Annotated in this window: 23 protein-coding genes; 8 read left to right on the forward strand and 15 right to left on the reverse strand. The window is 41.8% G+C overall.

Features of this window, described 5'->3' with window-relative positions; all coding sequences use genetic code 11:
• Window positions 1-4 precede the first annotated feature (4 nt).
• From SHALO_RS14405 to SHALO_RS14430, 6 genes are all read right to left on the reverse strand, one after another.
• The gene (locus SHALO_RS14405) at window positions 5-964 is read right to left on the reverse strand and encodes a permease (protein WP_174543309.1); all 960 of its coding nucleotides are present in this window, start codon (window positions 962-964) and stop codon (window positions 5-7) included.
• A gap of 11 nt (window positions 965-975) precedes the next feature.
• A complete protein-coding gene (locus SHALO_RS14410) occupies window positions 976-1,416 on the reverse strand; it encodes a thioredoxin family protein (RefSeq protein WP_069479142.1) in 441 nt (146 codons plus the stop codon).
• 8 nt (window positions 1,417-1,424) lie between these two features.
• Window positions 1,425-2,105 (reverse strand): cytochrome c biogenesis CcdA family protein, encoded by a 681-nt coding sequence (locus SHALO_RS14415; RefSeq protein WP_238585254.1) that lies wholly within the window; start codon window positions 2,103-2,105, stop codon window positions 1,425-1,427.
• Between the two features lie 23 nt (window positions 2,106-2,128).
• Complete coding sequence (locus SHALO_RS14420) at window positions 2,129-2,527, reverse strand: arsenate reductase ArsC (RefSeq protein ID WP_069479144.1); 399 nt, start codon at window positions 2,525-2,527, stop codon at window positions 2,129-2,131.
• Between the two features lie 62 nt (window positions 2,528-2,589).
• On the reverse strand, window positions 2,590-3,840 hold the full coding sequence (locus SHALO_RS14425; protein ID WP_025346168.1) for an arsenic transporter: 1,251 nt from the start codon (window positions 3,838-3,840) through the stop codon (window positions 2,590-2,592).
• A gap of 121 nt (window positions 3,841-3,961) precedes the next feature.
• Window positions 3,962-4,396, reverse strand: a complete 435-nt coding sequence (locus SHALO_RS14430) for an arsenate reductase ArsC (protein WP_238585255.1) — start codon at window positions 4,394-4,396, stop codon at window positions 3,962-3,964.
• A 294-nt stretch (window positions 4,397-4,690) separates the two neighbouring features.
• Between SHALO_RS14430 and SHALO_RS14435 the strand changes: the two genes are divergently transcribed.
• Together SHALO_RS14435 and SHALO_RS14440 are read left to right on the forward strand one after the other, a co-directional pair.
• Window positions 4,691-5,176, forward strand: coding sequence for an arsenate reductase (azurin) small subunit (locus tag SHALO_RS14435; protein ID WP_025346170.1), 486 nt, complete (start codon window positions 4,691-4,693; stop codon window positions 5,174-5,176).
• Window positions 5,177-5,186: 10 nt separating this feature from the next.
• Entirely contained in the window at window positions 5,187-7,658 is a 2,472-nt protein-coding gene (locus SHALO_RS14440; RefSeq protein ID WP_069479145.1) for an arsenate reductase (azurin) large subunit, read from the forward strand.
• Window positions 7,659-7,692: 34 nt separating this feature from the next.
• On the opposite strand, the gene SHALO_RS14445 is transcribed toward SHALO_RS14440, so the two are convergent.
• The 7 genes from SHALO_RS14445 to phnD are packed head-to-tail and all read right to left on the reverse strand — an operon-like array spanning window position 7,693 to window position 15,120.
• Entirely contained in the window at window positions 7,693-8,799 is a 1,107-nt protein-coding gene (locus SHALO_RS14445) for a hypothetical protein (protein WP_069479146.1), read from the reverse strand.
• The gene (locus tag SHALO_RS14450; RefSeq protein ID WP_069479147.1) at window positions 8,800-9,516 is read right to left on the reverse strand and encodes an outer membrane lipoprotein-sorting protein; all 717 of its coding nucleotides are present in this window, start codon (window positions 9,514-9,516) and stop codon (window positions 8,800-8,802) included.
• Between the two features lie 9 nt (window positions 9,517-9,525).
• Window positions 9,526-10,764, reverse strand: coding sequence for an ABC transporter permease (locus SHALO_RS14455; RefSeq protein WP_069479148.1), 1,239 nt, complete (start codon window positions 10,762-10,764; stop codon window positions 9,526-9,528).
• Window positions 10,761-11,447 carry an ABC transporter ATP-binding protein gene (locus SHALO_RS14460; RefSeq protein WP_069479149.1) on the reverse strand — a complete coding sequence of 229 codons (687 nt, stop codon included), beginning with the start codon at window positions 11,445-11,447 and terminating at the stop codon, window positions 10,761-10,763. Before SHALO_RS14460 ends, SHALO_RS14455 begins: the two co-directional genes overlap by 4 nt.
• A gap of 57 nt (window positions 11,448-11,504) precedes the next feature.
• On the reverse strand, window positions 11,505-12,887 hold the full coding sequence (locus SHALO_RS14465; RefSeq protein WP_069479150.1) for a sigma-54-dependent transcriptional regulator: 1,383 nt from the start codon (window positions 12,885-12,887) through the stop codon (window positions 11,505-11,507).
• A complete protein-coding gene (locus SHALO_RS14470) occupies window positions 12,884-14,251 on the reverse strand; it encodes a sensor histidine kinase (protein ID WP_069479151.1) in 1,368 nt (455 codons plus the stop codon). Before SHALO_RS14470 ends, SHALO_RS14465 begins: the two co-directional genes overlap by 4 nt.
• A complete protein-coding gene (gene phnD / locus SHALO_RS14475; protein WP_069479152.1) occupies window positions 14,248-15,120 on the reverse strand; it encodes a phosphate/phosphite/phosphonate ABC transporter substrate-binding protein in 873 nt (290 codons plus the stop codon). Before phnD ends, SHALO_RS14470 begins: the two co-directional genes overlap by 4 nt.
• Before the next feature lie 119 nt (window positions 15,121-15,239).
• On the opposite strand from phnD, the gene nrfD reads away from it, so the two are divergent.
• The 5 genes from nrfD to SHALO_RS14500 all read left to right on the forward strand — a co-directional run bounded on the left by nrfD (window position 15,240) and on the right by SHALO_RS14500 (window position 22,052).
• Window positions 15,240-16,079, forward strand: a complete 840-nt coding sequence (gene nrfD / locus SHALO_RS14480; RefSeq protein WP_084010981.1) for an NrfD/PsrC family molybdoenzyme membrane anchor subunit — start codon at window positions 15,240-15,242, stop codon at window positions 16,077-16,079.
• Window positions 16,080-16,086: 7 nt separating this feature from the next.
• Window positions 16,087-18,648 carry a molybdopterin-dependent oxidoreductase gene (locus tag SHALO_RS14485; protein WP_238585256.1) on the forward strand — a complete coding sequence of 854 codons (2,562 nt, stop codon included), beginning with the start codon at window positions 16,087-16,089 and terminating at the stop codon, window positions 18,646-18,648.
• 14 nt (window positions 18,649-18,662) lie between these two features.
• Window positions 18,663-19,361, forward strand: a complete 699-nt coding sequence (locus SHALO_RS14490) for a 4Fe-4S dicluster domain-containing protein (RefSeq protein ID WP_069479155.1) — start codon at window positions 18,663-18,665, stop codon at window positions 19,359-19,361.
• A 190-nt stretch (window positions 19,362-19,551) separates the two neighbouring features.
• On the forward strand, window positions 19,552-20,349 hold the full coding sequence (locus SHALO_RS14495) for a phosphate ABC transporter substrate-binding protein (protein WP_069479156.1): 798 nt from the start codon (window positions 19,552-19,554) through the stop codon (window positions 20,347-20,349).
• Between the two features lie 128 nt (window positions 20,350-20,477).
• Complete coding sequence (locus tag SHALO_RS14500; RefSeq protein WP_158513729.1) at window positions 20,478-22,052, forward strand: methyl-accepting chemotaxis protein; 1,575 nt, start codon at window positions 20,478-20,480, stop codon at window positions 22,050-22,052.
• 52 nt (window positions 22,053-22,104) lie between these two features.
• Here the strand turns inward: SHALO_RS14500 and SHALO_RS14505 are convergent, their stop codons facing one another.
• Window positions 22,105-23,112, reverse strand: a complete 1,008-nt coding sequence (locus SHALO_RS14505; RefSeq protein WP_069479158.1) for a rod shape-determining protein — start codon at window positions 23,110-23,112, stop codon at window positions 22,105-22,107.
• Complete coding sequence (locus SHALO_RS14510) at window positions 23,112-23,855, reverse strand: TerC family protein (protein ID WP_069479159.1); 744 nt, start codon at window positions 23,853-23,855, stop codon at window positions 23,112-23,114. Before SHALO_RS14510 ends, SHALO_RS14505 begins: the two co-directional genes overlap by 1 nt.
• Before the next feature lie 293 nt (window positions 23,856-24,148).
• Here SHALO_RS14510 and SHALO_RS14515 point away from each other — a divergent pair, with 293 nt between their 5' ends.
• Complete coding sequence (locus SHALO_RS14515; protein WP_069479160.1) at window positions 24,149-24,805, forward strand: MqnA/MqnD/SBP family protein; 657 nt, start codon at window positions 24,149-24,151, stop codon at window positions 24,803-24,805.
• The last annotated feature ends 19 nt before the right edge of the window (window positions 24,806-24,824 follow it).

Below are 24,824 nucleotides of genomic sequence, written 5' to 3' on the forward strand. Positions count from 1 at the left end.
ACTCCTATAAAATCGCATTAAACAGATACCCAATTCCCATAATACCCACCGCGACGATGCCAAAAAAGGTCGCAATGAGCTTTACATGTAAAATGCGCTTCAAGATCATCGCTTCAGGCAGACTCAAAGCCGTGATCGCCATCATAAAGCTCAGCGCCGTGCCAAGAGGCATGCCTTTAGAGGTCAAAACCTCGATCAACGGCATGACGCCCGCAGCATTGGAGTACATCGGAACACCCAGTAAAACCGCCAAAGGCACACTGTACCACGCATCGCTTCCTGCATATTTCACGATGAATTCTGTCGGAACATAGCCATGAATAAACGCTCCAATACCCACACCAATCATCACATACAGATAGATTTTTTGCAAAATATCCATCGTGTACGCCCATGACTCTTTCACCCTTTTTTGCATCGTCATCTTAATCTCGACATCTTCCAAATCGCCACTCATCGGCACAACAGGAATCAGCACGTATTTTTCCATACCCAGCTTACCCACGATAAACCCGCCAATGATGGCGACCAAAAGCCCAAATCCGATGTACAGTGCTGTGATTTTCCAGCCAAAAAGCCCAAACAGAAGTGCGATCGCCACTTCGTTATTCATCGGACTTGAGATCAAAAAGCTAAAGGTGATGCCAAGTGGAATCCGCGCTTGCATAAACCCTAAAAAAAGCGGTATCGCCGAACAGCTGCAAAACGGCGTGATGATGCCAAAAAGAGCCGCCAAGATATTGCCTGTAAACTCACTTTTACCTTGCAGATAAATCCTGACCTTATCGGTATTAAAATAGGTTCGCAAAAAACTTACCGCAAAAATAATCAGCACCAAAAGGATGTAAATCTTCACCGTATCGAAGATAAAAAAGTGCAACGCTTGTGCTTTTTGCGTGCTCGCATCCAGTCCTAAAAGCCCGTATACCAGAGTATCAACCATTTTTTCCCACAGATCAAACATCTTCATACTCCTTAAAAAATAACGTTTTGCGCTTTAAGCTTAGCGATCAATTGTTCATAATTCACAGCACCTATATGTCGATCAGACTCCGTGCCCTTAGCATCGAGGTAAATTTGTGTTGGAATCATCTGTATTCTATAATCACGCGTCGCTGGTTGGTCATTGTAAACCTCTACAAAATAGATCGCACTTTGCGGATACTCTTGTTTCGCGCGGTACAACAATTTTCCCATCTCCACACATGAAGCACAACTGGTAGAGCCAAACTCAACAAGCATCGGTGTTTTACCGATGTTAGGAGCGATCTGCGCGTACGGCGTTGCTTCTAACATCGCTGAAGCCTCTTGAGTCTTTTTCAAAGGCGACGCGATAGGCGTTTTGGATTCTACTTTTGCCTCACCACACCCGACTAAAAGAAGCGTTAAAACCACTAAAATAATCTTTTTTTTCATCTTTTTTCCTAAAATACAAGATACGTTTGGTAGAGAAAATAAAAACCAATCCCCACCAAAATCACGATAAAAAAGCCATTGATAACGCGGCTCACCCTGCCTATTTTTTGACTTGAAACCACACTTTGTGTAAACCCAAGTGACGTTCCTGCCACCAAAAGCAACATGCCATGTCCTAGGGCAAATGCCAACACAAGCGCGTACGAATAAACCCAACCGCTTTGACTTGCAATGGTGATGATGGCAACCAACGGCGCCGACGCACAGGGTGTGCTCACCAGTCCAAAAATAAGCCCGATGATGACCGCACCCAAAAGTTTAAATCTCAAAAATTTGCGTGCCACTTTGTCTTTATCAAACCCTTGAATCCATCCAAGGGCATAAGCCACCACCGTAAATGTCGCAAGGGAAGCGAGCAGATACGCCCAAAAAGGCGCAAGGGAGAGCATCATGCCCATCTTGGAGACAAGCAGCATCAACAGTGAAAAGCTAATGACCAAACCTAAAACAAAAAGCAATGAGTATTGGTAAATAAAGACTTTTTTTTGCTTGGCGTTTAAATCTTGTGAAAGCCCCAAAACACTGCCTGCAAGCAGTGGCAAGGTAATGATGGAACACGGAGCCAAAGAGGTTAAAAGACCGATGCCAAACGAAGCAACAATCGCCCATGCCCCGAACTGCGAGGTCATTTCAATGAGTATCTGCTCCACATTCATGAGAGTTTTTCTGCAATAATCGGCAAGAGTTCTGCTTCAATCGCTTTACATGTAAGAATAAAAGCCCCGTAATCTTTGCCATCAGGATCGGAAAACCCCACATGAATTTTAGGAATGGGTTTAGGGAACATCGGACAGGTTTCATTGGCATGATCGCACACGGTCACCACCAAATCAAAGTCAAGATGGATGACTTCATCCAATGCTTTAGAGTGATACGAATCATTCCAAATGCCCTCTTCTTCTAAAACTCTTTTCGCATAAGCATTCACTTTGCCACTGGCACGCACACCCGCACTGTAGGCTTCAATGCCTTCTAATTTGGCATTGACCAATGCCTCGGCGATGATGCTTCGACAACTATTTCCCGTACATAAAATCAACACTTTTTTCATTTTTTTCCTTTACATGTAACCATGGTAAAAAACGTCTAATCCTTGTGGACGCTCATTTCTTTTTAAAGCGTTAATAAAACCAACAACAGCACCGGTGGCGTGATGATAAGACCGAACTTTGAGTACTGCCAAAAGCTTATTTTCACCCCTTTTTGAGCCAAAACATGCAACCATAAAAGCGTCGCCAAAGAGCCAAACGGCGTCATTTTAGGGCCTAAGTTACATCCGATGATGTTAGCGTAGGCTAACGCGGTATTGGGGATGTCGTGTAAGGCGATGTCCATGATCATGACAGTGGGCATATTGTTCATCACAGCACTTAAGAAAGCTGAAATAAACCCTGTTCCGATAATGGCGATCGTGTCGCCTCTGGTATTTAAATCTTTGAGGATGATGGTCAAATGCTCGGTCAATCCTGCATTTTTAAGCCCGTACACCACGATGTAAAGCCCGATGCTAAACCAGACCACTTGCCACGGCGCCGAGGTGATGATACGCCTAGGATGCACCACTTTAAACGCATTGGCAATGAGTAAAAAGAGCAGTGCTCCACCCAAAGCAAAGACCGAAATAGGCAGATGGTACGCATCGCCCACAAAATAGCTTCCCAAAAGCAGTGCTAAAAAGAGCCATGAGAGATAAAACAGTGGTTTGCTTTTAAGAACCTCATCGGGATGTTTCAGCAAGGAGAGATCCACACGTGCGACAATATCTTTGCGCAAAAAGAGCCATAAAAACACGATAGAGATGAGCGTGCTCGCCACATAAGGCACAAACATCACGCTTAAATACTCTGCAAAACCGATGTGAAAGTAGTTGGCGGTGACGATGTTCGTGAGGTTTGAAAAGACAAACGGAAGTGAAGCCGAATCGCTGATAAACCCACCCGCGAGCAAAAAGGCGATAATCGCTTTCGCTCCCAGCTTTAAAATGCGCATCTGTGCGAGCAAAATAGGTGTTAAGATCAGCGCGGCACCGTCATTAGCAAAGAGTGCCGAGATGAACGAGCCTAAGAGAATAGAATAGACAAACATCAGATGACCATTGCCACCCGAGAGTTTTGCCATCTGTATCGCACACCACTCAAAAAAGCCGATCTCATCAAGTACCATGGAGAGGATAATAATCCCAATAAACGCCAAAGTAGCATCCCAAACGATGCTGGTGACCACAAGCACATCCGCAAAACTCACAACACCCACCACCAAGGCAATCACAGCGCCTAAAACAGCGGTCGTGCCGATTTGCAAACCTTTGGGTTGCCAGATGACAAACACCAAGGTCGTTAAAAATAAAAGCGAGGCTAAAATCATGAAATACCTTCGTCATTAAATCATTGCGACGAGTGTAACACAATGTCTCTTTAATATCAAGATATATTGATGTTAAAGAGATGAATCATTCCAGAGCAAAAACGCATTTTAAATGATGCGTTTAGTAGTGCGTTTCAGCCATCTCAATAAACGCTAAAACCGCTGCTTTAATCTCTTCTTTGACCACTCTGGTTTGCGCTAAATTCTCTTCATACGTTCCCATAAACTGACTAGGGTCTTTAAAACTCCAATGAATACGACTTGTTTGACCTGGGAAAATAGGACATCGTTCGCTATTGCCCTCATCGCACACGGTGACGACATAATGAAATAATTTTCCATTTTTAAACAAATCAAACACCGATTGCGTTTGCTTGTTTGCGATATCAATCCCCTCTTCTTTAAGTATTTCAACCGCGAGAGGGTTTACAATGCCAGGCTCCAACCCTGCACTTTGAGCGTTAAATTTCTCTCCGCCGTATTTTCTAAGAAGCTCCTCCGCCATTTGACTGCGCGCACTGTTGTGAATACATACAAATAAAACCTTGATCATCATCTCTCCTTTTCCTTTTGCAAGTGCGCAAAGCTTACATAAGAAAATATACAAAATGGTTACAACGCTTTGCCTGTGTAAAAATGTGACCTAAAAATGACGAAAAAAAGTTAAAACTCATTTTACATGTAAACAAAAGTAATACAGCCTACACATAATTACGCACTCTTTGCTTACATGTAAACATAAAAAGCGTTTTAACATAACAAATATTTATAGTTTAACTTTTGATTTTTAGATTTTATTTATCTAAAACGCTCTAATCTAAGAAGGACAACATCCCGTAAGGAGAAACATATGGAGATCGTAGAAGTACAACAAACGAGACGAGAATTTTTTAAATTCTCAGCTTTGGGACTTGGCGCAGTTGTGGCTACCCCAGCACTCATTGCAGGTGATGCACACCCTTCAATGTCTGTGTATGGTGGTTACACAAAAAATAGAGTTGGCTCCTTAGCGCAACTCAAAAAAGCGGGAGAACTTGATTTTTCCTACCCTGATGAGAGTGCATTGTGTAAAGCTGTGTATGTCAATAATGAGGTCAAAGCCTACAGCATTATCTGCACCCATAAAGGCTGTCCAACGATCTACAACAAACAAAAAGCGATGTTTGAGTGCCCCTGTCATTTCACCAAATATGACGCAAAAAATAACGGACAAATGGTTATTGGTCAGGCAACAGGAGCCCTTCCGCGTGTCCTTTTAGAGATCAGTGGCGATGACATCTTTGCTATTGGCGTCGATGGCCTTATTTTTGGCCGTATTAACAACACTGTAGGTTAAGGAGAACACCATGGCACTTACGTTAAACGATAGATTACCTATTCCTCATAAAAATGCGGAAGTCAAAAATGTTACCTGTGAATTTTGCATCGTAGGATGTGGCTACAAATCTTATAAATGGCCTCTTGGAACCGAAGGAACATACAAAGACAATGCCCTTGGCATCGATCTTTCACAACAGCAACCCACCTATGGTGACTGGTGCAGTGAACGAATGTTCAATACGATTACAGATCGTGATGGTAAAAAATACAACCTGATGGTCATCCCCGATAAAACGTGCGTCGTCAACGTCGGTCAAAACTCTGTGCGTGGCGGTATGATGGGGGTTTCAACCTTCAATGTAGCCAGCGCAACCAGAGACAGACTCAAAGAGCCTCAAGTTTTTCGAGGTGGTATGCTGATGGAAAGCTCGTGGGAAGAAGCAACAACCATCATCGCAAAAGTGTATAAAAAAATCATCGATAACGATGGCGCGGATGAAATCTCGCATAAAACCTTTGACCACGGTGGCGGTGGCGGTGGCTTTGAAAACACATGGGGTACTGGCAAGCTCTTTCACTCCGCCATTGGCACCACATCGGCTTCGATTCACAACCGTCCTGCGTACAACTCTGAAGTGCATTCAAGCCGTGAAATGGGCGTGGGTGAGCTTAACAGCAGTTATTATGACACGAGTATCTCCGATACGATGCTTGTCATTGGGTGCAATCCTTATGAGTGTCAAACGAACCTTTTCAACATTCACATGCAAGCCAATCTTGATGGCAGTACGCTTGAAGATAAAAAGAGAGAGTATGACAAAGGCGAGAGTCTGGGCAAAGGGAAAATCATCTTTATTGACCCTAGACGCACGGCGTCCATTACGAACTCGATTGCAATTGCAGGCAAAGAGAACGTACTTCATCTTCAGATCAAACCCGCTCAAGATATTACGCTCATGAACGCACTGGTGAGTTACATCATCGAGCAAGGTTGGGAAGCTAAAGAGTTCATCAAAAACCATACCGAAAACTTTGATGCGATGTACAAGGTCAATAAAGTCTCACTCGAATATGCCTCTTCAATTACGAACATTAGCGTCGCTGACATCAAAAAAGCGGCGGAATGGATCGCTAAACCCAAACCAAGCGGTCACCGTCCTCGCAATGCAATTTACTATGAAAAAGGCATCATCTGGGGAATTAAGAATTACGAAAATGTTGCTTCCATCGTCAATTTAGCACTTCTTACGCACAGTGTGGGTCGTGTAGGAACGGGGGTCTGTCGCGCAGGTGGTCACCAAGAAGGCTACACGAGACCAGAGTATCATGGACCAAGCCGACAAAATCTTGCGGTCATTGATACCGACATTATCCAAGGCAAATACCTTGTCTATTCAATCTGGGGAACCAACCCTTTTGGTCAGTCTATCGCGACACAACGCCTGAGAAATGCGGTAAATAAGCGCAGCCAAATCGTCAAAGATGCGATCAACGGGTACCATGGAAACAACCTTGATGAACTCTGCGATATTATCTACAACGCATGTAAATCAGGCGGTCTTTTTGTCGTCGATATCGACATCTACCCAACGCAATCGAGTGAGCGAGCCCACATTGTATTACCAGCGGCGACAACGATGGAGATGAACCTTACGTCCATGAGTGGTGAACGACGAATGCGTCTGTCTGAAAAAGTGATGGACGCACCAGGAACGGCTAAACCAGACTGTCTCATCGCAGCGGACATCGCCAATGCGCTTAAGGCAGAGTATCTTAAAGCTGGCAATAAAGAGATGGCAAAACGCTTTGAAGGCTTTGAGTGGAAAAATGAAGAAGATTCCTTCAAAGATGGTTTTGCAGGTCAAGGTTCAAAAATGGCAAGTCAAGGAGGTCCAACCGGAACGCTTGCTACGTATAAACTTCTGCGCGATGCGGGAAATAACGGCGTTCAACTCCCTATCGTCAAAGTGGACAATGGCAAACTTCTTGGCACACGCCTTCACTACACCGATGGTAAATTTGGTACGAAATCAGGTCGCGCAACGTTCTTACCAACACCACAACCTGCCATGCCAAAACAGGTCGCAAAACAGGTTAAACGGTACAAATACTGGGTCAATACCGGTCGTATCAACGAAGTCTGGCAGTCAAACTACCACACAGGTCGCCTTGAATTTACCGCCAAACGCTGGCCGATGGCGCCGCTTGAAGTCCATCCAAGTGATGCAAAAGAGCTTGGCATTACCAGTGGCGATATCGTTCAGCTAAATAACGACTATGGCTCCACACGCGCAATCGCGATTGTCACCGATGCGGTACGAAAAGGTGAAGTATTTGGTGCTTTTGGTTTCCAAAACTCCATCATTAACGATCTGTGTACCGATTATGTCGATCCCGATACTAAAATTCCTTTCTACAAAGGAACAGCGGCCAATATCGTCAAAGTAGGACGAAGTGAGGGGCTTATCAAAGATATGACTTTCTTGGAACGCGCTTAAAAGCTCTACGGAGTAGCTTAGGCTACTCCGTAATTTAAAAATACCAATACAGCTTTGTCCATAGTGTATCTTGGACCAGTTTTGAGCCATATTCTGAGCCTATTTGACCATCGTTCATATTGTACGAAATATCCAAGAGCATATTGTTTTTGAAGCTATAGGTCGCGCCAAAAGAGTTTTGCATCGACTTATCTTCAAGGTTGTAGATATTTTTATAGTACAGAGACCCATACAGCCAATCAAAGGGCTCTTTTTGTGAAAACTTGTTCATGAAATACTGATGGTCGTAAAAAGGTTCTGATTTACTGCTCTGATTTTTTTGGTAAAAATACTCGCTGGTAATACTGAGTTCAAACTCGGTTAAATACTTCAAACCCACCAAATAAGCATAATCATCCGCGCCCAGTGTTTTAGCAAACTCTCCATGCACTTCAATGTTCGTTTGAAGATTTTTAGAAAAATCTAGCCCTATTTTATCGCTCTGCTCGCTTCGATGATAATAGATAAGATCAATATCTGTATCATACGCCAGAAAATAGGCTTTAAACCCTACATTATTTTCCTTTTTTTGGCTAAAATCACTGTTCATATGGTCATTGCTTTGCATCACAATGAGATCAAATGAGACATTTCTCACATCCCCATCGTAGCTTTTATTGTACCGATAATTCGCCATCACATACCCCTCGCGCGACGCATCAGGGTCGTTTGGGTCTTTTTTGCGATCAAAAAATGCGATGGGGTTGACGAAGTAACCTTTACCCCATTTAGGCGCTTTTTTGCCGACTTCAATAAGATTATTTTGATCAAACTTATACTGCACGAAGAGTTGCGCGATGGTGTAAGCATCACTGTACTCTCCATCAACATCGTTGTAATTCACCATCACTTCAGAATCTAACTTGAGCGCATCTTGAAAATAGGCAAATTTCACATCCCCTTCACTCGCATACGTCTTCATGCTCTCTTTATTTTTGGTATGAAACAGAGGCGAGTCTTCATTTAATCTTTGAAGCTTATTTTCACCTTTAAGGTAACCACTCAAAGTATAGGGTTTGACCTCGATGGCATCAAGGTCAAAATCGTAATCTCCTGCATTGCCTAAAACTGCTGCAAAAAGAATTACATGTAAAGGTTTCATCTATTTTCTAAACTCTTGAACTTTGCCGATATTTTCAATGGTAAAGAGTTCATCAGAGACATTGCGCTCTGTTATCTTTCCATAAACCATGATGGATTTGTAGCCTTTATAAAGTGGCGAATCCGTCTCAATCACCGCAGGTCTTACAATGCCCCCACCAAAGTCTTTCATCTCTTCATAGTAGAGCGTTTTTATAAGCATCCCCGTAGACGTATAACAGGCGATTTTTGTTGGTGTCACTGTTTTTTTATCCACATCCATCAACAATTTATCGTACGCAACCGTCTCATTTTTAGCTTTCAAATCTAAGACGATGATTGCCCCTTCATCTGTTTCACTTTTGATGTCATACTCAGCCGAGAAATCGAGTTGCATAATATCGCTGTTGTTAAATACGCCTCCTACCACACTTTGCATCGAAGTGATACGAATAGGTTTACCGACCTCAGGCAAATAAAGCCACATATTTTCATCCAATCTCAGTGTACTTCTGCCTTTTTCACTATCGGGCTGTAAGAACAACGAAACAATTTTATCTTTGCCTTTTTTGATCTGATACAGCAAAAACTCTTTTTTGCTCCCATCTGGCTCGATGTTAATGAGTTTTTTATAGCTATCCGCAGAACTAGGACTGAGCTTTTTATCCACTTGTTCTAAAATGCTTTCCGCTCCAAAGAGTGCTAGCGTTGTAAGTAAAAAAAGTATGATCTTCTTCATAGTACACTCCTAATAGGTACGTAAAGCTTCAACAGGATCAAGTCTTGAAGCTTTGATGGCGGGAGATATGGACGCGACGAGTGAGATAAAAATAACGATGATACTCACGCTAAGTATCTCATTTATCCCTAAACTCGGTGTTAAAATAAGACCGCTTTGTTGCCCAATGCTATAGGTAATTTTGACAATGTTGAGAAGATAAACAATTCCCAAAGATAAGATGCTTCCCACAACCGCCCCAAACACGCCTAGCATCAAGCCTTCACATAAAAAAAGTTTGACGATGGTCAAAGGCGGTGTGCCCATCGCTGCAATGGTTCCTATTTCTCTGACACGCTCAAACACACTCATGATCATCACATTGAGGATGGAGATAAGGACAATAGAGATAAGGATGATTTGAATCGAAATATTCATAACATCGATCATCTTAATGATGTTGTAAAACGGAGAAAGTTGTTGCCATGTATGAATTTCTAATGCAGGTTTGCCCTCTTTGTTGAGCTTTTCTAAAATAGGTTGAAGTGATTTTTCTGCATCTTTTAGCTTTTCTACATTTTTCAGTCTAATGACAATTTCGCTGACTTCGAGTTCATTATTCATACGAAGTGCCTTCTTCGCATCTTCGATGTGAATGTACCCATCACGTCCTCCAGGGCCCATGACTTGCCCCACGATACCTGCAACTTTAAGGTTAATGCCATTGACGGAGCCATTTTTGTTATTGGCAACCAAGACGATGGTATCGCCTATTTTTACATCCATACCTTTAATCAGCAGTTCAGGAACGATGATTTCGCCTGGTTTAAAGGTACCATTCATATCCGAAATTCGACTTTCAAGGAGTGGCAACGTTGGAAATTCATCTTTAGGATTAATCGCATTCAGTCTGATGTTGGTCGTACTGGTGAAGTTTGAAAACATTGCACCAAACTTTATGCGGTAAGAGTAACTCTGCACATAAGGGTTAGACGTTAACGTTGATTCGATAAATTCTAACATTTTGGCATTGAGGTTTTTATCGAGAGGGAGGTTATCGACAGAAGCCACATACCCTTTTTTGTGTATCTGAATATGCCCCATTAAAGAATCGGTAATCTGCCCAACCGTGTAACTTTTAAAGCTTCCTGACATCGCTGTGTAGATAAGCACAAAGATGACACCTATTGTAATAAGTGAAGCCGTTAAAAGCGTTCTTCGATAGTTTCGTTTGAGATTTCGATAGGAAATTTTAAGGATATTGTTCATTTGTTCATCCTTTGATCTGCTACAATTTCACCATCAACAAGGGTGATAAGTCTGTCCACATTCGAGACTATTTTTTCATCATGGGTTGCAAACACAAACGTCGTTTGATGCTCTCTTTGAATTTTTTTCATCAGCTCAATAATCATATGAGCCGTTTTGGTATCAAGATTTGCCGTAGGTTCATCTGCAAAGACAATTTTTGGATTGGTCACGAGTGCTCTTGCTATGGCGACACGTTGCATCTGACCGCCTGAGATTTTATCGGGGGTTTTATCTTTATGATCCAACATCCCAACCTCCTCAAGTAAGGTAAGTACACGCGATTTTCGTTCCTCTTCGGGAAGGTTTTGAATCATAATAAGAGGATATTCAATATTTTCATACACACTTAGCACAGGAATCAGATTGAAACTTTGAAAGATAAAACCGATGTTTTCGCCCCTAAAATGTGCCATCTTTGTTCTGTTCATCCCCGTAATGGGTGAGCCATTGATGGTAATGTCACCCTTAGTTGGGGTATCAAGGCAACCGAGCATATTTAAAACCGTACTTTTCCCACTTCCGCTAGGGCCAACTAAAGAGATAAATTCCCCCTCGCTAATTTCTAAAGACAAATCTTTGATAACTTCTTGACGTATCTCGCCTGTCTGATAGACTTTTTTGAGATGATGCGCTGTGATCATATCCGTTCCCCTTTATGACATTTGTGTAAAGTATAAGGCGACTATGTTAATGCGATGTTAATCACTATCATCTTGGTAAAGATTAAACGCTTTCAGCTGTTTTTTAAGTGTATTGCGTGAAATATCGAGTATGGTGGAAAGCTGTGTGATGTTTGGGCAGAGCGTAAAGCTTACATGTAAAAAGGTTTTTTGCATCATCTGCTCTAATTCATGCGCTTTTTCAACACCTTCTTTCTCTAAAAAATCACGACAAAATTGCTCTAAATTTTGCTTCTCACACGGCAATGCGTCTTCAAACTCTTTGATGTCATCCGCTTTGATCATCGCATCGCTGGCATTGAGACACGCACTGTAAATCGTATTGCGTAGCTCTCTAATGTTACCTCGCCAATGGTGTTGCATAAGCTTTTTGAGTGCCTCTTCAGAGATAGAGCTAATGGTCGTTTTAAGATCGCGGTTGGCTTTTGCGATAAAATGCTCACACAAAATAGGAATGTCTTGAATGCGCTCTTTAAGCGTTGGCATCGTGATGGTCAGCATGGAGAGACGAAAATAGAGATCTTCACGAAAGCTCTTTTGCTGGCTTTGCTCTTTGAGGTTGGCGTTGGTCGCACTGATGATACGCCCTTCAAACGTGATCTCTTTAGCACCTCCCACACGTCTAAACTTCTTCGTTTCTAAAAAACGTAGCAGTTTGCTTTGAAGCTCGATGTCAAGTTCTCCTATCTCGTCTAAAAAGAGCGTTCCTTCGCCTGTTTGCTCGGCGTACCCGATGTGCTGTTTATCGGCACTGGTGAATGAGCCTTTCTCATGCCCAAACAGCTGACTCTCAAAAAGCTCTTTAGGAATGGACGCGCAATTCACAGCCACAAACGGATGTTCGCTATGAGCCGAGTTGGTATGAATCAAATTGGCGATAAGCTCTTTGCCTGTACCTGTTTCGCCGTAAATGAGCACGGAGAGGTCATTATTCGCCGCGATGCCTATCTTTTTATAGATCTCTTTCATCGTCTCGTACGAACCTACAAACGCCTCTTCTCCTTGTTTTATAGGCTTTTTAGCACTTTTTTCTTTGCTGGAAGTGTCGGCATATTTCCCCACCAACGCCAAAAGTTGCACCTCATCAAAAGGCTTTTGTAAAATGTCTTTAATACCAATTTTAGACGCTTCGATCATATTGGTCGGCGTCGTATACGCCGTCATCAAGATGATAGGAAGATTCAGCCCAGCTTTTTTAAACTGCTTGATCAGATCAATGCCCGTAAGATTTTCGCCGAGCATCACATCGACGATTAAAAGCTCAACCCCTTGCTCTTCGATGATTAAAGAGAGTTCAAACTCTTCTCCGTTAAACTGCAACGGGGTATGGTGATTGCGTTGTAAAATTTTAGCAACCGAGTAGCGAATCTCTTGTTGGTCATCAATAATGGCAATTTTCATGCAACCTCTTCACAGGGGATATACAGACAAAATTGTGTCTGCTCGTTTTGACTTTCAAACTCGATGTAACCGTTGGAGAGATAGACGATTTTATAGATGCTAAAAAGCCCCAAACCAGAGCCCTCTTTTTTGGTGGTGTAAAAGGGTTTAAACAGATTGGCTTTGGTTTTTTCATCCATATTTTCACCACTGTTTTTTACACACAGAACAGAAAAACCTGCTTGTTCTGCCCTCTTCCATGTCACCTCAATCGTGCTGAGTTGAAATGCCGCATCAATGGCGTTACTCAGTAAATTGATCACAATAATTTCAATGGCATTTGCCCCCATTTTGACCTTCAAATCTTCTTCAATAGCGCTTTGAATCCCTAAATGTTTTCTACTCAAAGAAGCGCGCAGAAGTGCAATAGACTCTTCAACAAAAACCTTTACATGTAAAGGTTTTTCGTACTTAAAATCTGCGGGTTTTGCAAGAGCTAAAAAGTCCACCACCTGATGATCGATGCGTGCTAATGCGCCATGAATGATGGGCATATCTTCTTTGTCAGGCAGCTGAGCAGGAGAGAGCAGGAGTTTTAAGGGTTGCAATAAATTCTTCACTTCATGCGCAAACGAAGAGCCAATTTCACCCAAAATAATCAATGAGTGCGAAATACGAGCATTTTTCTCCTCTTTTTCAATAGAATCTCTGAGCTCACGCATCAACTGCGTCGTTTTTTCAATGATGCGTGTGATCTCGTCATTCTCTCTCCCTTGATAAATAGTGATGTCATCCCAGCGCTTTTCAATCATCGCTGTTGCATTGTTCGAGAGTAGATCGAGCCTGCCAAGCAATCTTCCCATAAAGATATTGGCAATAACTAAAGAGAGTAGCGCTACCATCATGAGAAGAACAAATTGCGCTAAAAAGGCATCTTGCAGCATGCTAAAAAGTGTTTGGTTTTTAACCTTAAGTACGAAAGAGCCAAAAAGGACACCATCTTCTTCAAAAGGGACAACATTATAGTGATCAAACTCTTTAAACGTATCGCCAATACGATAATTTTCCGTGTCCGTGTGGGCTACAATACTGTTAAGATTGTCGATAAAGCCTGAGCTTTCGATCATACTGCTAGAGCTGAGTGTTTTAAGAAATTTGTAAAGCTCCCATTGATTGTGCGTAAGGATAAACTCGCTCACAAAGGCTTTATTGGAGTTGATATTGGTCTTGATAAGCTCATCGATAATTTGATTGGTATGGTTTTTATGAATATCAATGTTGATAATAATCGAAACAGATGAGATCGCAAAAACGACCCAAAAAATAAGCGTTGCCAGCTTAACTTGAACGGAGAGTGCTAAGAGATAATCAATGACTCTTTTCATTGTCTTTGTTCAATCACTTCAAGCATCTTGGCTACATTGGAAAAATCTTGTCCTGAGGGAAGATCAAAACGATCAAGTGAGAGTTTTTCTAAAATACTTTGACCGTACGCATCTTGGTGCATCGTAATGAAAGCATTTTGGAGTGCTTCAAACTTCTTTTGAGGCAATGAACTTCGCGTGACAATCGGAGAATTGGTGTAAGGTCCCAAAATTTGCACGACTTTTAACTGTGCAATTTTGTCAGGATGCTTTTGTGCAAAACGGGTATACACGATACTATCCACACTTGCCCCATCCACAAATCCATCAATCACCGCTTTGATAGACTCGCCATGCTCATAGGTATAAATGTAGGATTTAAAAAACGTTTTAGGGTCCATTCCGTGACTTAACATGTAATAACTTGGAGCCGTAGCTCCTGAGTTACTTTCAGGATCCGTAAATGCAAAAATTTTCCCTTTGAAATCTGCAAGGGAATCAACCGAAGTGCTTTTTTTTGCAATGATATAGGAGTAATACTGATCACTTCCATCAAAAATAGGAATAACTAAAATTTTTCCTGTGCCATCTTTGTCGAGTTTGGTATAACTGGAGTTACAAATATAAGCGACGTCGACTTTATTCTCTTTGATGAGTGTATTCATCTCCGCATACGTTTTTGTAAAACGTATTTGTATGTCAAAATCACTGATTTTATTCTCCAAATATTGTTCCCAATCCATGATATTTTTAAGATCATCTTTAAGTACGGTTCCCGTTAATCCCAAAACAATTTTTTCTTTGGCACAGAGTGAAAATGGTAACAACAGCAGCAAAAAAAGCATGGTAAATTTTTGATAAGTGCTGGTCAAAAATTGATCGTTTTTCATCTCTTGGAAACTCCTTTTTTCTCCGAAAGTCCCTATTTTAGGGCTTTTAAAAGTTGGCACGTTAATTGCAGTAAGCACATTGTACTTGAAGAAAAGTTCAAAAAACTTTAAAGGAGTCCATGATGCATTTATTGTGGGATATACGGGTCTCGCTCGATCTGTTTTTAGGTGGTTTAGGGGTAGGTGCCTTCCTTATAGGGGCTGTACTTTACTATGTGGATGCAAAAGTTTACGATGGTTTTGTCAAAAAATCATTTGTGATTGCACCGCTTTTGGTGATAGCAGGATTGCTTCTGCTTCTGACAGAACTTGGTCGCCCGTTGAACGTGATTAAAACGATTTATGCGATTAATCCAACGTCGTTTATGTCGATCGGTATCTTTTTACAAAGTGCATTTGTAGCAGTTGCGCTTCTTATCGCCTTTAAAGTACTGACCAGTGGTGTTGAATCACTCTGCTCAAAAATCGTTTATGCAGGTGCCATTCTTGCAGGACTTGTTGGCTTGTATCATGGATTCTTGCTCTCAGGCATCGCAAAAGAGCCTTGGAACAACGCTATTCCTGTGATTTTCTTTGTCTCGTCTATTCTTTCAGGTGCATCATTGATGGTTCTACTGAACTTAGGAAGCCTAGAAAGTCTTGTAACACGCTTTAAACTTCCCCTCATCATCAATATGGTTTTAACCCTAGAGTTAGCCGCTGTTTTTGCATGGGTTTACAATCTAGCCCTTACAACAGCCTCTTCTAAACATGCTTATGATGTTCTCATCAGTAGTTTTAGTATGGAGTTTTGGGTACTCAGTATCTTAATTGGTTTAATTGCGCCTTTAGCCATTTTTACATTGGTAATTTTAAATAAATTATCCCTCAAAGCAGTCGCCATTCCAACCTTTTCAATTATTGTTGTGGGAAGTTTTTTCCTCAAAAATTTAGTTGTTTATCTTGGTCAAGCAGTATAAGGAGTCAATGATGAGTATTAACAGAAGAGATTTTCTCAAAACAACAGCAGGAAGCGCTGCAGTAGCTTCAACCCTTTCTATTTTCCCAGAAGTTGTCGAAGCCAAAATTGGAGAGCTCGCCTATGAGGGCGAATCAGGTAAATGGATGAGTTCAACCTGTCAAGGCTGTACCAGTTGGTGCAGTATTCAAGGACTCGTCGTTGATGGTAAGGTCATTAAAGTCAGAGGCAATCCAAACTCTCCAAGTGGTGGACGCATTTGTCCACGTCCACATTTAGCATTGCAACAAGTGTACGATCCTGATCGTGTTAAAACACCTCTTAAACGTACCAATCCTAAAAAAGGAAGAGGCGTTGACCCTCAATTTGTGCCTATTTCTTGGGATGAGGCCATTAACACCATCGCCGATAAAATTATGGAACTTATTAATGCAGGGGAAACACACAAATTTCTTTTAACACGTGGTCGTTACACAGGATTAAATGAAATTATGTATGGAACATTCCCAAAATTGATCGGTAGCCCAAATAACATCTCACACTCTGCTTTATGTGCTGATGCTGAAGAGTTTGGACGTGAACAGTCAGAAGGCTACCCAGCGTATGCTGACTTTGATCTTCAAAATACTCGTTATATTTTGGGTTGGAGTTCAGATATGGTTGCATCAAATCGCCAAACACCATGGTTTATCAACCAATTTGGAAATGTTAAAGATAGAGCTAAAATCACGACGATAGATCCTCGTTTATCCGCTACTGGAGCCAAATCTCACCGTTGGTTGCCTATTATTCCGGGAACTGATGGAGCACTTGCTATTGCTATTGCACATGTTATTCTTGTTGAAGGCAAATGGAACAGAGATTTTGTAGGCGATTTTGCTGATAAAGTGAACTATTTTGCTGTAGGGCAAGAAGTTCCAACTGAAATCATTGTTGAAGATAAAAAAATTCCTGTTGTCTTTAATGAAATTCATACCAATGGCGTTGTTGCATGGTGGAATTTAGAGCTGAAAGCTCGTACTCCTGAGTGGGCAGAACCCATCACAGGTATTAGCGCCAAAGAGATTCGTGAAGTAGCACGCGAATTTGCAGAAGCAGGAAGTAGAGCAATCTCATGGACAAGTCCAGGTGCTTCTATGCAAATTAGAGGAGGTATCTCTTCCTTTGCTTGCCATGCACTCAATGGACTTGTAGGATCCGTTGATTCCGTTGGTGGTATCTTACAACAAGGTTCAGCACCAACGGCTAAAACGCCTGATGTCAAGCCTTATCTTGATCCTCGTTTTGCCGACAGTTTGAAAAAACAAAAAATTGATCAACGAGGAACCAAAGGGTTCCCAGCACTTGAGCATATGAAATCGGGTGGATTTGTGTGTACGTCAAGAGTCGCACAAGCGATGCTTGATAAAGATCCATACGATATTAAAGTGGCTATTGGGTATTGGAATAACTGGGTCTTCTCTTCCATGGGAACAAAGCAATGGGAAGAGGCCATGTCAAAATTACCATTTTTTGCCCATATTACGACCAATATCGCAGAGATGACGATGTTTGCAGATATTGTCTTACCCGCTAAAATGCATATGCTTGAGCGTTATGGATTTGCTAAAAATAAACAAAACTTGACAGCCTATCTTTCCATCCATCAACCGCTTATCAAGCCTTATGGTGAAGCTAAAACGGATGAGACAGAAGTACCGTTCTTATTAGCACAAGCACTGGCTAAAAAAGGTTTTGATGCACCATTGCGCTATTATCAAGAAAATTTCAAAGATCCTGAAACGGGTAAAACACCAGAGACACCTGAAGAGTTTGACCTCTTTGCAACAAAATTCTATACCAAACCTTGTTGGGATGGCAGTAGTAATAGCAAAGGCGATACGATAAACAGCTGGGCTGAGTTACTTGAAAAAGGTATTTGGAAAACAAAACGCTACAAAATTGGCGAAAAAATCGGTCATTTTCATACAGCAACCCATAAATTTGAGTTTTTTAGCGAAACACTTAAAGCGGGAATGCAAAATCATGCCGACAAGCATAAAATGACGCTTGATGAAGCCATTGAGGCTGCAAATTATACGGTTAAAGGTGAGCAATTCTTTGTACCACACTATGAACCAGCCGTACGCTATGGAGATGAGGCAACGTATCCATTCATCTTTATTGACCACCGTTCACGTCTTAATCGAGAAGGAAGAAGTCAAAATACCCCTTGGTATTACAGTACCAAAAGCGTTGATCCAGGTGATGAAAATGAAAAAGATGTAACAAAGCTCAATCCGCTTGATGGTAAAAAATTAGGACTTAAAAACGGCGACAAAATACGCGTTAGTTCCATGTTTGGAACCATTGAAAGTGAAATCAAACTTTGGGAAGGCATCCGTCCCGGAACCGTTGCTAAATGCTACGGTCAAGGTCACTGGGCATATGGTCGCGTAGGATCTGAGATCTTTGGATCAAAACCTCGTGGTGGGAATAACAATGATCTCTATTGTTATGACTGGGAACGCCTTAGTGGATCAAACCCACGACATGGTGGACATACCCGTGTAAAAATTGAAAAGATATAGGTAAAGGATAAACCATGGCAAAAAAATATGGAATGATTATTGACCTCCATCGTTGTGTTGGATGCGGTGCATGCGATCTTGCATGTAAAAGTGAAAATAACACACCTGTTGGGATTGATTGGGCGAGTCATAAGATCGAAACGTATGGCGTTTTTCCAAAAGTTACCTATACCCATACGCCAACCTTGTGTAACCACTGTGAAGATGCACCTTGTGTAAGAGTGTGTCCAACACAAGCTATGCACAAAAATGAAGATGGCATGGTTATACACGATCCGAGCCTTTGTATCGGCTGTAAAAGCTGTATGCTGGCTGATCCTTATGGGGTTATCCACTTTAATACGCAACATGCTTTCTTGGATTATGCAACCGACGAAAGTAGCATTGTCAAAGGTGGAACTTTCTCGAAAAAAGAGCTTTCAGATAAAGCCAAAGCACCCTTCCCTAACTTTAATGCGGCACGTGGTGCAGATGGTTATGAAGCAGTACGTCGTAAAGGTGCCGTTGAGAAGTGTTCATTTTGTAACCACCGAGTTGCAAAAGGGCTCTCTCCTGCATGTGTGGTAGCTTGCCCTGCGGATGCGCGTATTTTTGGTGATCTCAATGATGAGAAAAGCAAAATTGCAACCACACTTAGAGCACACAAACCAATGGTGTTGCTTCCTGAAAAAGGTACAAACCCTAAAGTGTTCTATATCAGAGAGTACAACTAAAAGAAGACCCTCTTTTGAGGGTCTTCTTAATTTAATAGAGTTCTTGCAGACCTTTAAACACGTCATTAAAGCAAAGCTTCAAAGACTACGTTAACACTGGGTTTTCCTCGACGGAATGCCCGCGCACCTTTGGTGCTTTTACTTCTTGCAAAATGAATTCTGCGAGAAGTCTAATATAGGAGTTGCACTTATGCGTCTAATTTTCTTATGTCTTGGCTTTTTTTTAACCCTTCATAGCGCGGAACTCTCTTACGTAGGTTCATCAACTATTGGGAAAACTGTTTTACCAGAATTTGCAAAACAGTTTTCAAAAAATTATGGGCATACCTTTTCGCGTATTGAAAACCCTGGTTCTGGGCAAGGGGTTGATGCGCTTTTAAAAGATAAAACCGAACTGGCAGGTATTTCACGTGCCATTGAAACCAAAGAGAGAGCCTTAGGTCTTCGCTTTTTTATCATAGGTTACGATGCTATTGGTGTGGTTGTTCATAAGAACAACCCTGTAAAAAATCTCAGCATGGAACAGCTCAAAGATATTTTTTCAGGCAAAATCAAAAACTGGAGTGACGTAGGTGGTATCAATGAACCTATCATTGTGGTCATAGAAACGCTTGCCGACAAACGCGCCACACAAATTGTTTTTACAGAGATTGTTTTTGATACAAAAGTTTTAGTGGGAACCTACAGTAAGGATGCCATCGAAGTCGACGCTCCCATCGATGAAGTCAATTATGTCAAAAATCATCCCAATGCGATCACCGCAGCGAGTATGGTTTTTGTGAAAAACACACCTGAAGTTCAGGCATTGAGTATCAATGATGTCGAAGCGATTGATAGAAACATTGCCGATGGCTCTTACCCTATTTCAAGACCGTTAGTGCTCGTAACCAAAGAGAACCTTTCAACGGCTTTAGTGCAATTTCTAAACTATGTTTACACCAAAGAGGCACAAGCGATTGTTGCTAAAACCTTTGTCGCCGTACGATAGGAGTTGATATGAACCACTTTAAATTAACCATACACGCTAAAATTTTTACGTTAATGTTTCTCTTTTTTCTTTTTTTTGTAGGCTATGCTTCCTACCTCTCTTTCTCTTTTTTTAGTATGGAGAGCCAAATGGAAAGCAGACTGGACTCTGTTTCATCCAAGACAGCGCATCAAAGCAATGAACTCTCAAACCTCGATACCTTGCAAAAAGAAATAACTTTACTCTTAGAAGCAAAAGCACTCTTTGAGTCTATGGAGAAAGCACAAAAAAACTATGCCTCTTTACACGATGGTGCGTATTGGCTTGATTTTAACGCACTCTATTCCACGCTTGAAAAAGCGCTCAATCATGCTTTATTTACGACACTTTCGTCCACGTTGAAGGCTGAATTTGAGGGATTAAAAGAGGATTTTGAGAGTATGGATAAGCTCATTGTTTCTTTTAATGATGAGCGCGCCAAACAAATTTCGCTGATCTCACTTTCCCCAAAAATTGACCGTTTTAAAGCGCTGATTGATAAAGCAATGAGCCAAAGAGAAGCGATACGCCAAAATGTCATTGCCTCAGCCATTGAAACACAAATCCTCACACTTGAAGGGGTGAAAGAACTCAAAGTTGCCAATGATACGATGCACCGTAAAATGGTCATTGTCAATATTTTTGGAGGCGTTATCGCGCTGGTGATGCTCTGTTTAGCGACCTATTTACCGATGATTCTTTCCAAGCAACTCAAACACTTTAGAGAAGCGTTTCAAGTACTTTCCGATGGAGATTTTAGACATAAACTCACCTTTAGTGGCACCGATGAAGTCGCAGAACTAGGCCCTTTATACAATAGCATCGTGGAAAATCTAAGTCAAAAAATTCATTTTATTGTGGCAAAAGCGAAGGAGCTTGATCATATTGCTACGGTAGTTAGCCAAATTGTGACAACGCTTGAAAAAACAGCAGAACACGTCGCAACGCACACGCAAAAAATCAATGAAACCAATCAGAATTTCAGTGCCATTTCCCAACAAATTAGGCTCATTACCAGTGCTACCATGGAAGACGCCCAAACGCTTCTTAGCAATAATGCACAGGTTAGCAGTACCGTGCAAGTCTCTATTGACGATCTTAAAATGGCGGCACATGCCACAAGTGAAATTCAACAAACGACGGAGTCACTCGCCATTGCAACCGAACAAATCAGTCAAATTCTTTTGGCGATTGAAGATATCTCAGATCAAACGAATCTTTTAGCCCTTAATGCTGCCATTGAAGCGGCGCGTGCAGGGGAACATGGGCGTGGGTTTGCGGTTGTCGCAGATGAAGTACGTCACCTTGCCGAGATGTCACATCAAGCAACAGGGAACATCGAGCACATTGTTGCCAATGTCCATGGTAAAGCTTTGGAAGTCAAAGGGCAGATTGAGCGCAGTGCGCAAAGCTTGCAAGAGGTTATTTCACAAACTCAAATTGCGCTTGGCTCTTTTGATGGCATTAGCCATGCGATTGTGGCACTCAATCAAGAACTCAACACCGTAGAGCATGAGACCAATACACAACAAAAAGAGAGCCAGCAGATCCATAAAGTCACCACAGAACTCACAGCACAAACACACTCAATGGGAGAAATTTCTAATGAGCTTTTATCGTTTTCCAAACAGCTAAAAATAACGGCAGACACGCTTCAAGCAAACATGCAAGAGTTTAAGCTTTAAGTTTTTCATGAGAGCTAAATATCTTTACATGTAAAGCATGAACCTAAAAGCCTTATGTGCCTAAAAGGGAGCTGTAACGCGTCTCTTCCATGGCACGTCCAGCACCTAGGATGATGTTGTGCAGAGGATTTTCCACAAGATTGACCTGTATCTCTAATTTCTCACTGAGGTAGCGATCGAGCCCTTGAAGCATCGAAGAGCCGCCCGTGAGCAAGATGCCTTGATCGTAAATATCTTGCGCAAAAGAAGGCGGGAGCTCTGAGAGTAGCGAATGGGTGAGTGCTACCATTTTATCGGCAAGGGGCATGATGGCACGGTGCACATCGGTAGAGCTGACCACAAAACTTTCAGGAAGTCTTGAGACGAGATTTTTTATATTGATCTTCATCGTTTTTTCTTCGTTTTCAAACAAATTTCCAAGCTCTTTTTTCAAACGCTCTGCATCATTATGCGAGACAAGAATACGTTTATGCGCTTTAAAATACTCGATAATCGCCTCATCAAGGTCATTGCCCGCAAGGCGAAGCGACTTACTCATCACAATGCCATTGCATGAAAGCAGCGAAATATCGCTCACGCCCGCACCAATATCAAGCACTAAAACACCTTTGGGTAGCTCAATGGACTGCATGGAACCAAGAGCTGCAGAAAAAGGGTCTTTGATGAGCATCACCTCACGCGCACCCCCATCTTTGCATGCTTCCATCACCGCACTTCGCTCCATAGACGTCAGATCACTCGGAACACTCACCACGATGGTTGGCTTGAAAAAACGACGTTGTGCAATGCGTGAAATAACCTCTTTGATGTAAGCTTTCGCCACGGTCAAATTGGCAATCGCACCTCTGGAGAGTGGGTGCATCACTTCAATGTATTTGGGGTTTTTGCCCCACATACGCCTTGAAGAAGCACCGCCATCAAAAAATGAGTTTCGGTTATTATCAAAGGCAATGGACGTTGGCTCATCTAAAATGATTCCACGACTGGGTTGATACACCAGTGTATTATTGGTGCCAAGATCAATGGCAAAGGCGTTGGAAGATCGAAGTATTGCAAACATTATGACTCTTTGGGTGCGACTGATTTTTTAGCTTTTTTCTTACGACTGTAGATGTTAATCGACTCAACCGCAAGGGAGAATGCCATCGCAAAGTAGACATACGCTTTTGAGATATGAAGTCCAAGTCCTTCCGCAATCAGCGTCACACCAACTAAGATCAAAAACGAAAGCGCTAAGATTTTGATCGTAGGATTCACATCGATAAAATGCGAGATGCCTTTACTAGCGAACATCATCACCCCAACAGCAATGACAACGGCTAAAATCATAACGATGATGTCATTTGCCATACCCACAGCAGTAATGACAGAATCAAGAGAGAAAACGATGTCTAAGATCGCGATCTGAATGAGTGTATTGAAAAAACCGCGTGAGCCTTTTTTAAGCTCTTTTTCCTCTTCGCCTGCCTCTTCAATATCTTGGTGAATCTCTGTCGTTGACTTTGCAAGCAGGAAAAGTCCTCCGATAATTAAGATCAGATCGCGCCCTGAAATATCTTGCCCTAAAATGGTGAGAAGCGGTGTTGTGAGCTTCATAATCCAAAAGAGTGATAGTAAAAGCATAATGCGGGTGATCATCGCAAGGGCGAGTCCAAAAATGCGCCCCTTATCTCTTTGATGCGCCGGTAAACGCCCTACTAAAATCGCAATAAAAATAATATTGTCGATGCCAAGTACAATTTCCAAAGCCGTCAAGGTCAATAACGCCATAAGCGCTTCGAGGGTAAACAACGATTCTAACATTTCATTCTTTCCTGATTTTTGTTTATTTCATTGTACCGACTTTTGGGTATAACTCTTCTTAGTAGCTAATGTTACGCCGTATGCGTAACGGTATCTTCACCAATGAGTAAAACCCATTGGTGAAGGTCAGGGATAATCCCCGACACCCCCTAAAGCTTCATAAAACACGTTTTATGAGAACTAAAAGGTGAGACGTTGCGCTCTTTTGAAAAAGTGCGTAACATCCACTACTCAATCCTCTTGTTAAGCTAGCTGCGTTATAATTTGTCTATTGCTATCAAAGGAGTTTTTAGATGATTTTTGGAAAGATAGATTATATCAATCTTCTTCCGTTTCATGTTTTCTTAAAAAAGTCTTCTCTACCCAATGCTTTTAAACGCTCATGTGAACATCAAAAATCCGTTCCCTCCGCCATTAATCGCAAATTTAGAAAACGTGCTGTGGATGCTGCTTTTATCTCAAGTATTGAGAGTAAACGCACAGGGATTAAACGCCTAAATATCGGCATTGTGGCGCAAAAAAATGTTAAAAGTGTCATCATCAAAGAAGGTGCTACCAAAAGTGATCCTGCTTCCGCGACATCGAACAAGCTAGCACGTGTCCTTGGGTTACAAGGCGAAGTGTTCATAGGCGATCGTGCACTGAAGCTCTATTTGGAATCGCCCAAAACTTACATCGATCTTGCGCAAACATGGCATGACACATATCATCTGCCGTTTGTTTTTGCCCGTTTTTGTGTCAATGCGCGTCAAAGTTTTTACAAACGACTCTCGACTCAATTTGTACGACACAGGGTTAAAATTCCCAATTACATTCTCTCCAAGTACGCCAAAGAGCGTGGGATAACAGAGAAAAACATTAAAGAATATCTCAAACTGATTAGCTATACTATTGGAAGAAAAGAGCAAAAAGCACTCTTTATGTTTTTGAAAAAAGCCAAACGCCTTTAAGCCTTCATCGTAAAATCCC

It is taken from the genome of Sulfurospirillum halorespirans DSM 13726 (genome assembly GCF_001723605.1).
GTDB lineage: Bacteria > Campylobacterota > Campylobacteria > Campylobacterales > Sulfurospirillaceae > Sulfurospirillum > Sulfurospirillum halorespirans.

Excerpts from the sequence above, each read along its gene's own strand:
- SHALO_RS14420 (WP_069479144.1), bottom strand. The coding sequence starts at position 2,527 with ATGAAAAAAGTGTTGATTTTATGTACGGGAAATAGTTGTCGAAGCATC.
- phnD (WP_069479152.1), bottom strand. The coding sequence starts at position 15,120 with ATGAAAAACGATCAATTTTTGACCAGCACTTATCAAAAATTTACCATG.
- SHALO_RS14410 (WP_069479142.1), bottom strand. The coding sequence starts at position 1,416 with ATGAAAAAAAAGATTATTTTAGTGGTTTTAACGCTTCTTTTAGTCGGG.
- SHALO_RS14500 (WP_158513729.1), top strand. The coding sequence starts at position 20,478 with ATGGAAAGCAGACTGGACTCTGTTTCATCCAAGACAGCGCATCAAAGC.
- SHALO_RS14510 (WP_069479159.1), bottom strand. The coding sequence starts at position 23,855 with ATGTTAGAATCGTTGTTTACCCTCGAAGCGCTTATGGCGTTATTGACC.
- SHALO_RS14435 (WP_025346170.1), top strand. The coding sequence starts at position 4,691 with ATGGAGATCGTAGAAGTACAACAAACGAGACGAGAATTTTTTAAATTC.
- SHALO_RS14485 (WP_238585256.1), top strand. The coding sequence starts at position 16,087 with ATGATGAGTATTAACAGAAGAGATTTTCTCAAAACAACAGCAGGAAGC.
- SHALO_RS14490 (WP_069479155.1), top strand. The coding sequence starts at position 18,663 with ATGGCAAAAAAATATGGAATGATTATTGACCTCCATCGTTGTGTTGGA.
- SHALO_RS14450 (WP_069479147.1), bottom strand. The coding sequence starts at position 9,516 with ATGAAGAAGATCATACTTTTTTTACTTACAACGCTAGCACTCTTTGGA.
- SHALO_RS14460 (WP_069479149.1), bottom strand. The coding sequence starts at position 11,447 with ATGATCACAGCGCATCATCTCAAAAAAGTCTATCAGACAGGCGAGATA.
- SHALO_RS14465 (WP_069479150.1), bottom strand. The coding sequence starts at position 12,887 with ATGAAAATTGCCATTATTGATGACCAACAAGAGATTCGCTACTCGGTT.
- nrfD (WP_084010981.1), top strand. The coding sequence starts at position 15,240 with ATGATGCATTTATTGTGGGATATACGGGTCTCGCTCGATCTGTTTTTA.
- SHALO_RS14445 (WP_069479146.1), bottom strand. The coding sequence starts at position 8,799 with ATGAAACCTTTACATGTAATTCTTTTTGCAGCAGTTTTAGGCAATGCA.
- SHALO_RS14470 (WP_069479151.1), bottom strand. The coding sequence starts at position 14,251 with ATGAAAAGAGTCATTGATTATCTCTTAGCACTCTCCGTTCAAGTTAAG.
- SHALO_RS14425 (WP_025346168.1), bottom strand. The coding sequence starts at position 3,840 with ATGATTTTAGCCTCGCTTTTATTTTTAACGACCTTGGTGTTTGTCATC.
- SHALO_RS14440 (WP_069479145.1), top strand. The coding sequence starts at position 5,187 with ATGGCACTTACGTTAAACGATAGATTACCTATTCCTCATAAAAATGCG.
- SHALO_RS14515 (WP_069479160.1), top strand. The coding sequence starts at position 24,149 with ATGATTTTTGGAAAGATAGATTATATCAATCTTCTTCCGTTTCATGTT.
- SHALO_RS14430 (WP_238585255.1), bottom strand. The coding sequence starts at position 4,396 with ATGATGATCAAGGTTTTATTTGTATGTATTCACAACAGTGCGCGCAGT.
- SHALO_RS14405 (WP_174543309.1), bottom strand. The coding sequence starts at position 964 with ATGTTTGATCTGTGGGAAAAAATGGTTGATACTCTGGTATACGGGCTT.
- SHALO_RS14455 (WP_069479148.1), bottom strand. The coding sequence starts at position 10,764 with ATGAACAATATCCTTAAAATTTCCTATCGAAATCTCAAACGAAACTAT.
- SHALO_RS14495 (WP_069479156.1), top strand. The coding sequence starts at position 19,552 with ATGCGTCTAATTTTCTTATGTCTTGGCTTTTTTTTAACCCTTCATAGC.
- SHALO_RS14415 (WP_238585254.1), bottom strand. The coding sequence starts at position 2,105 with ATGACCTCGCAGTTCGGGGCATGGGCGATTGTTGCTTCGTTTGGCATC.
- SHALO_RS14505 (WP_069479158.1), bottom strand. The coding sequence starts at position 23,112 with ATGTTTGCAATACTTCGATCTTCCAACGCCTTTGCCATTGATCTTGGC.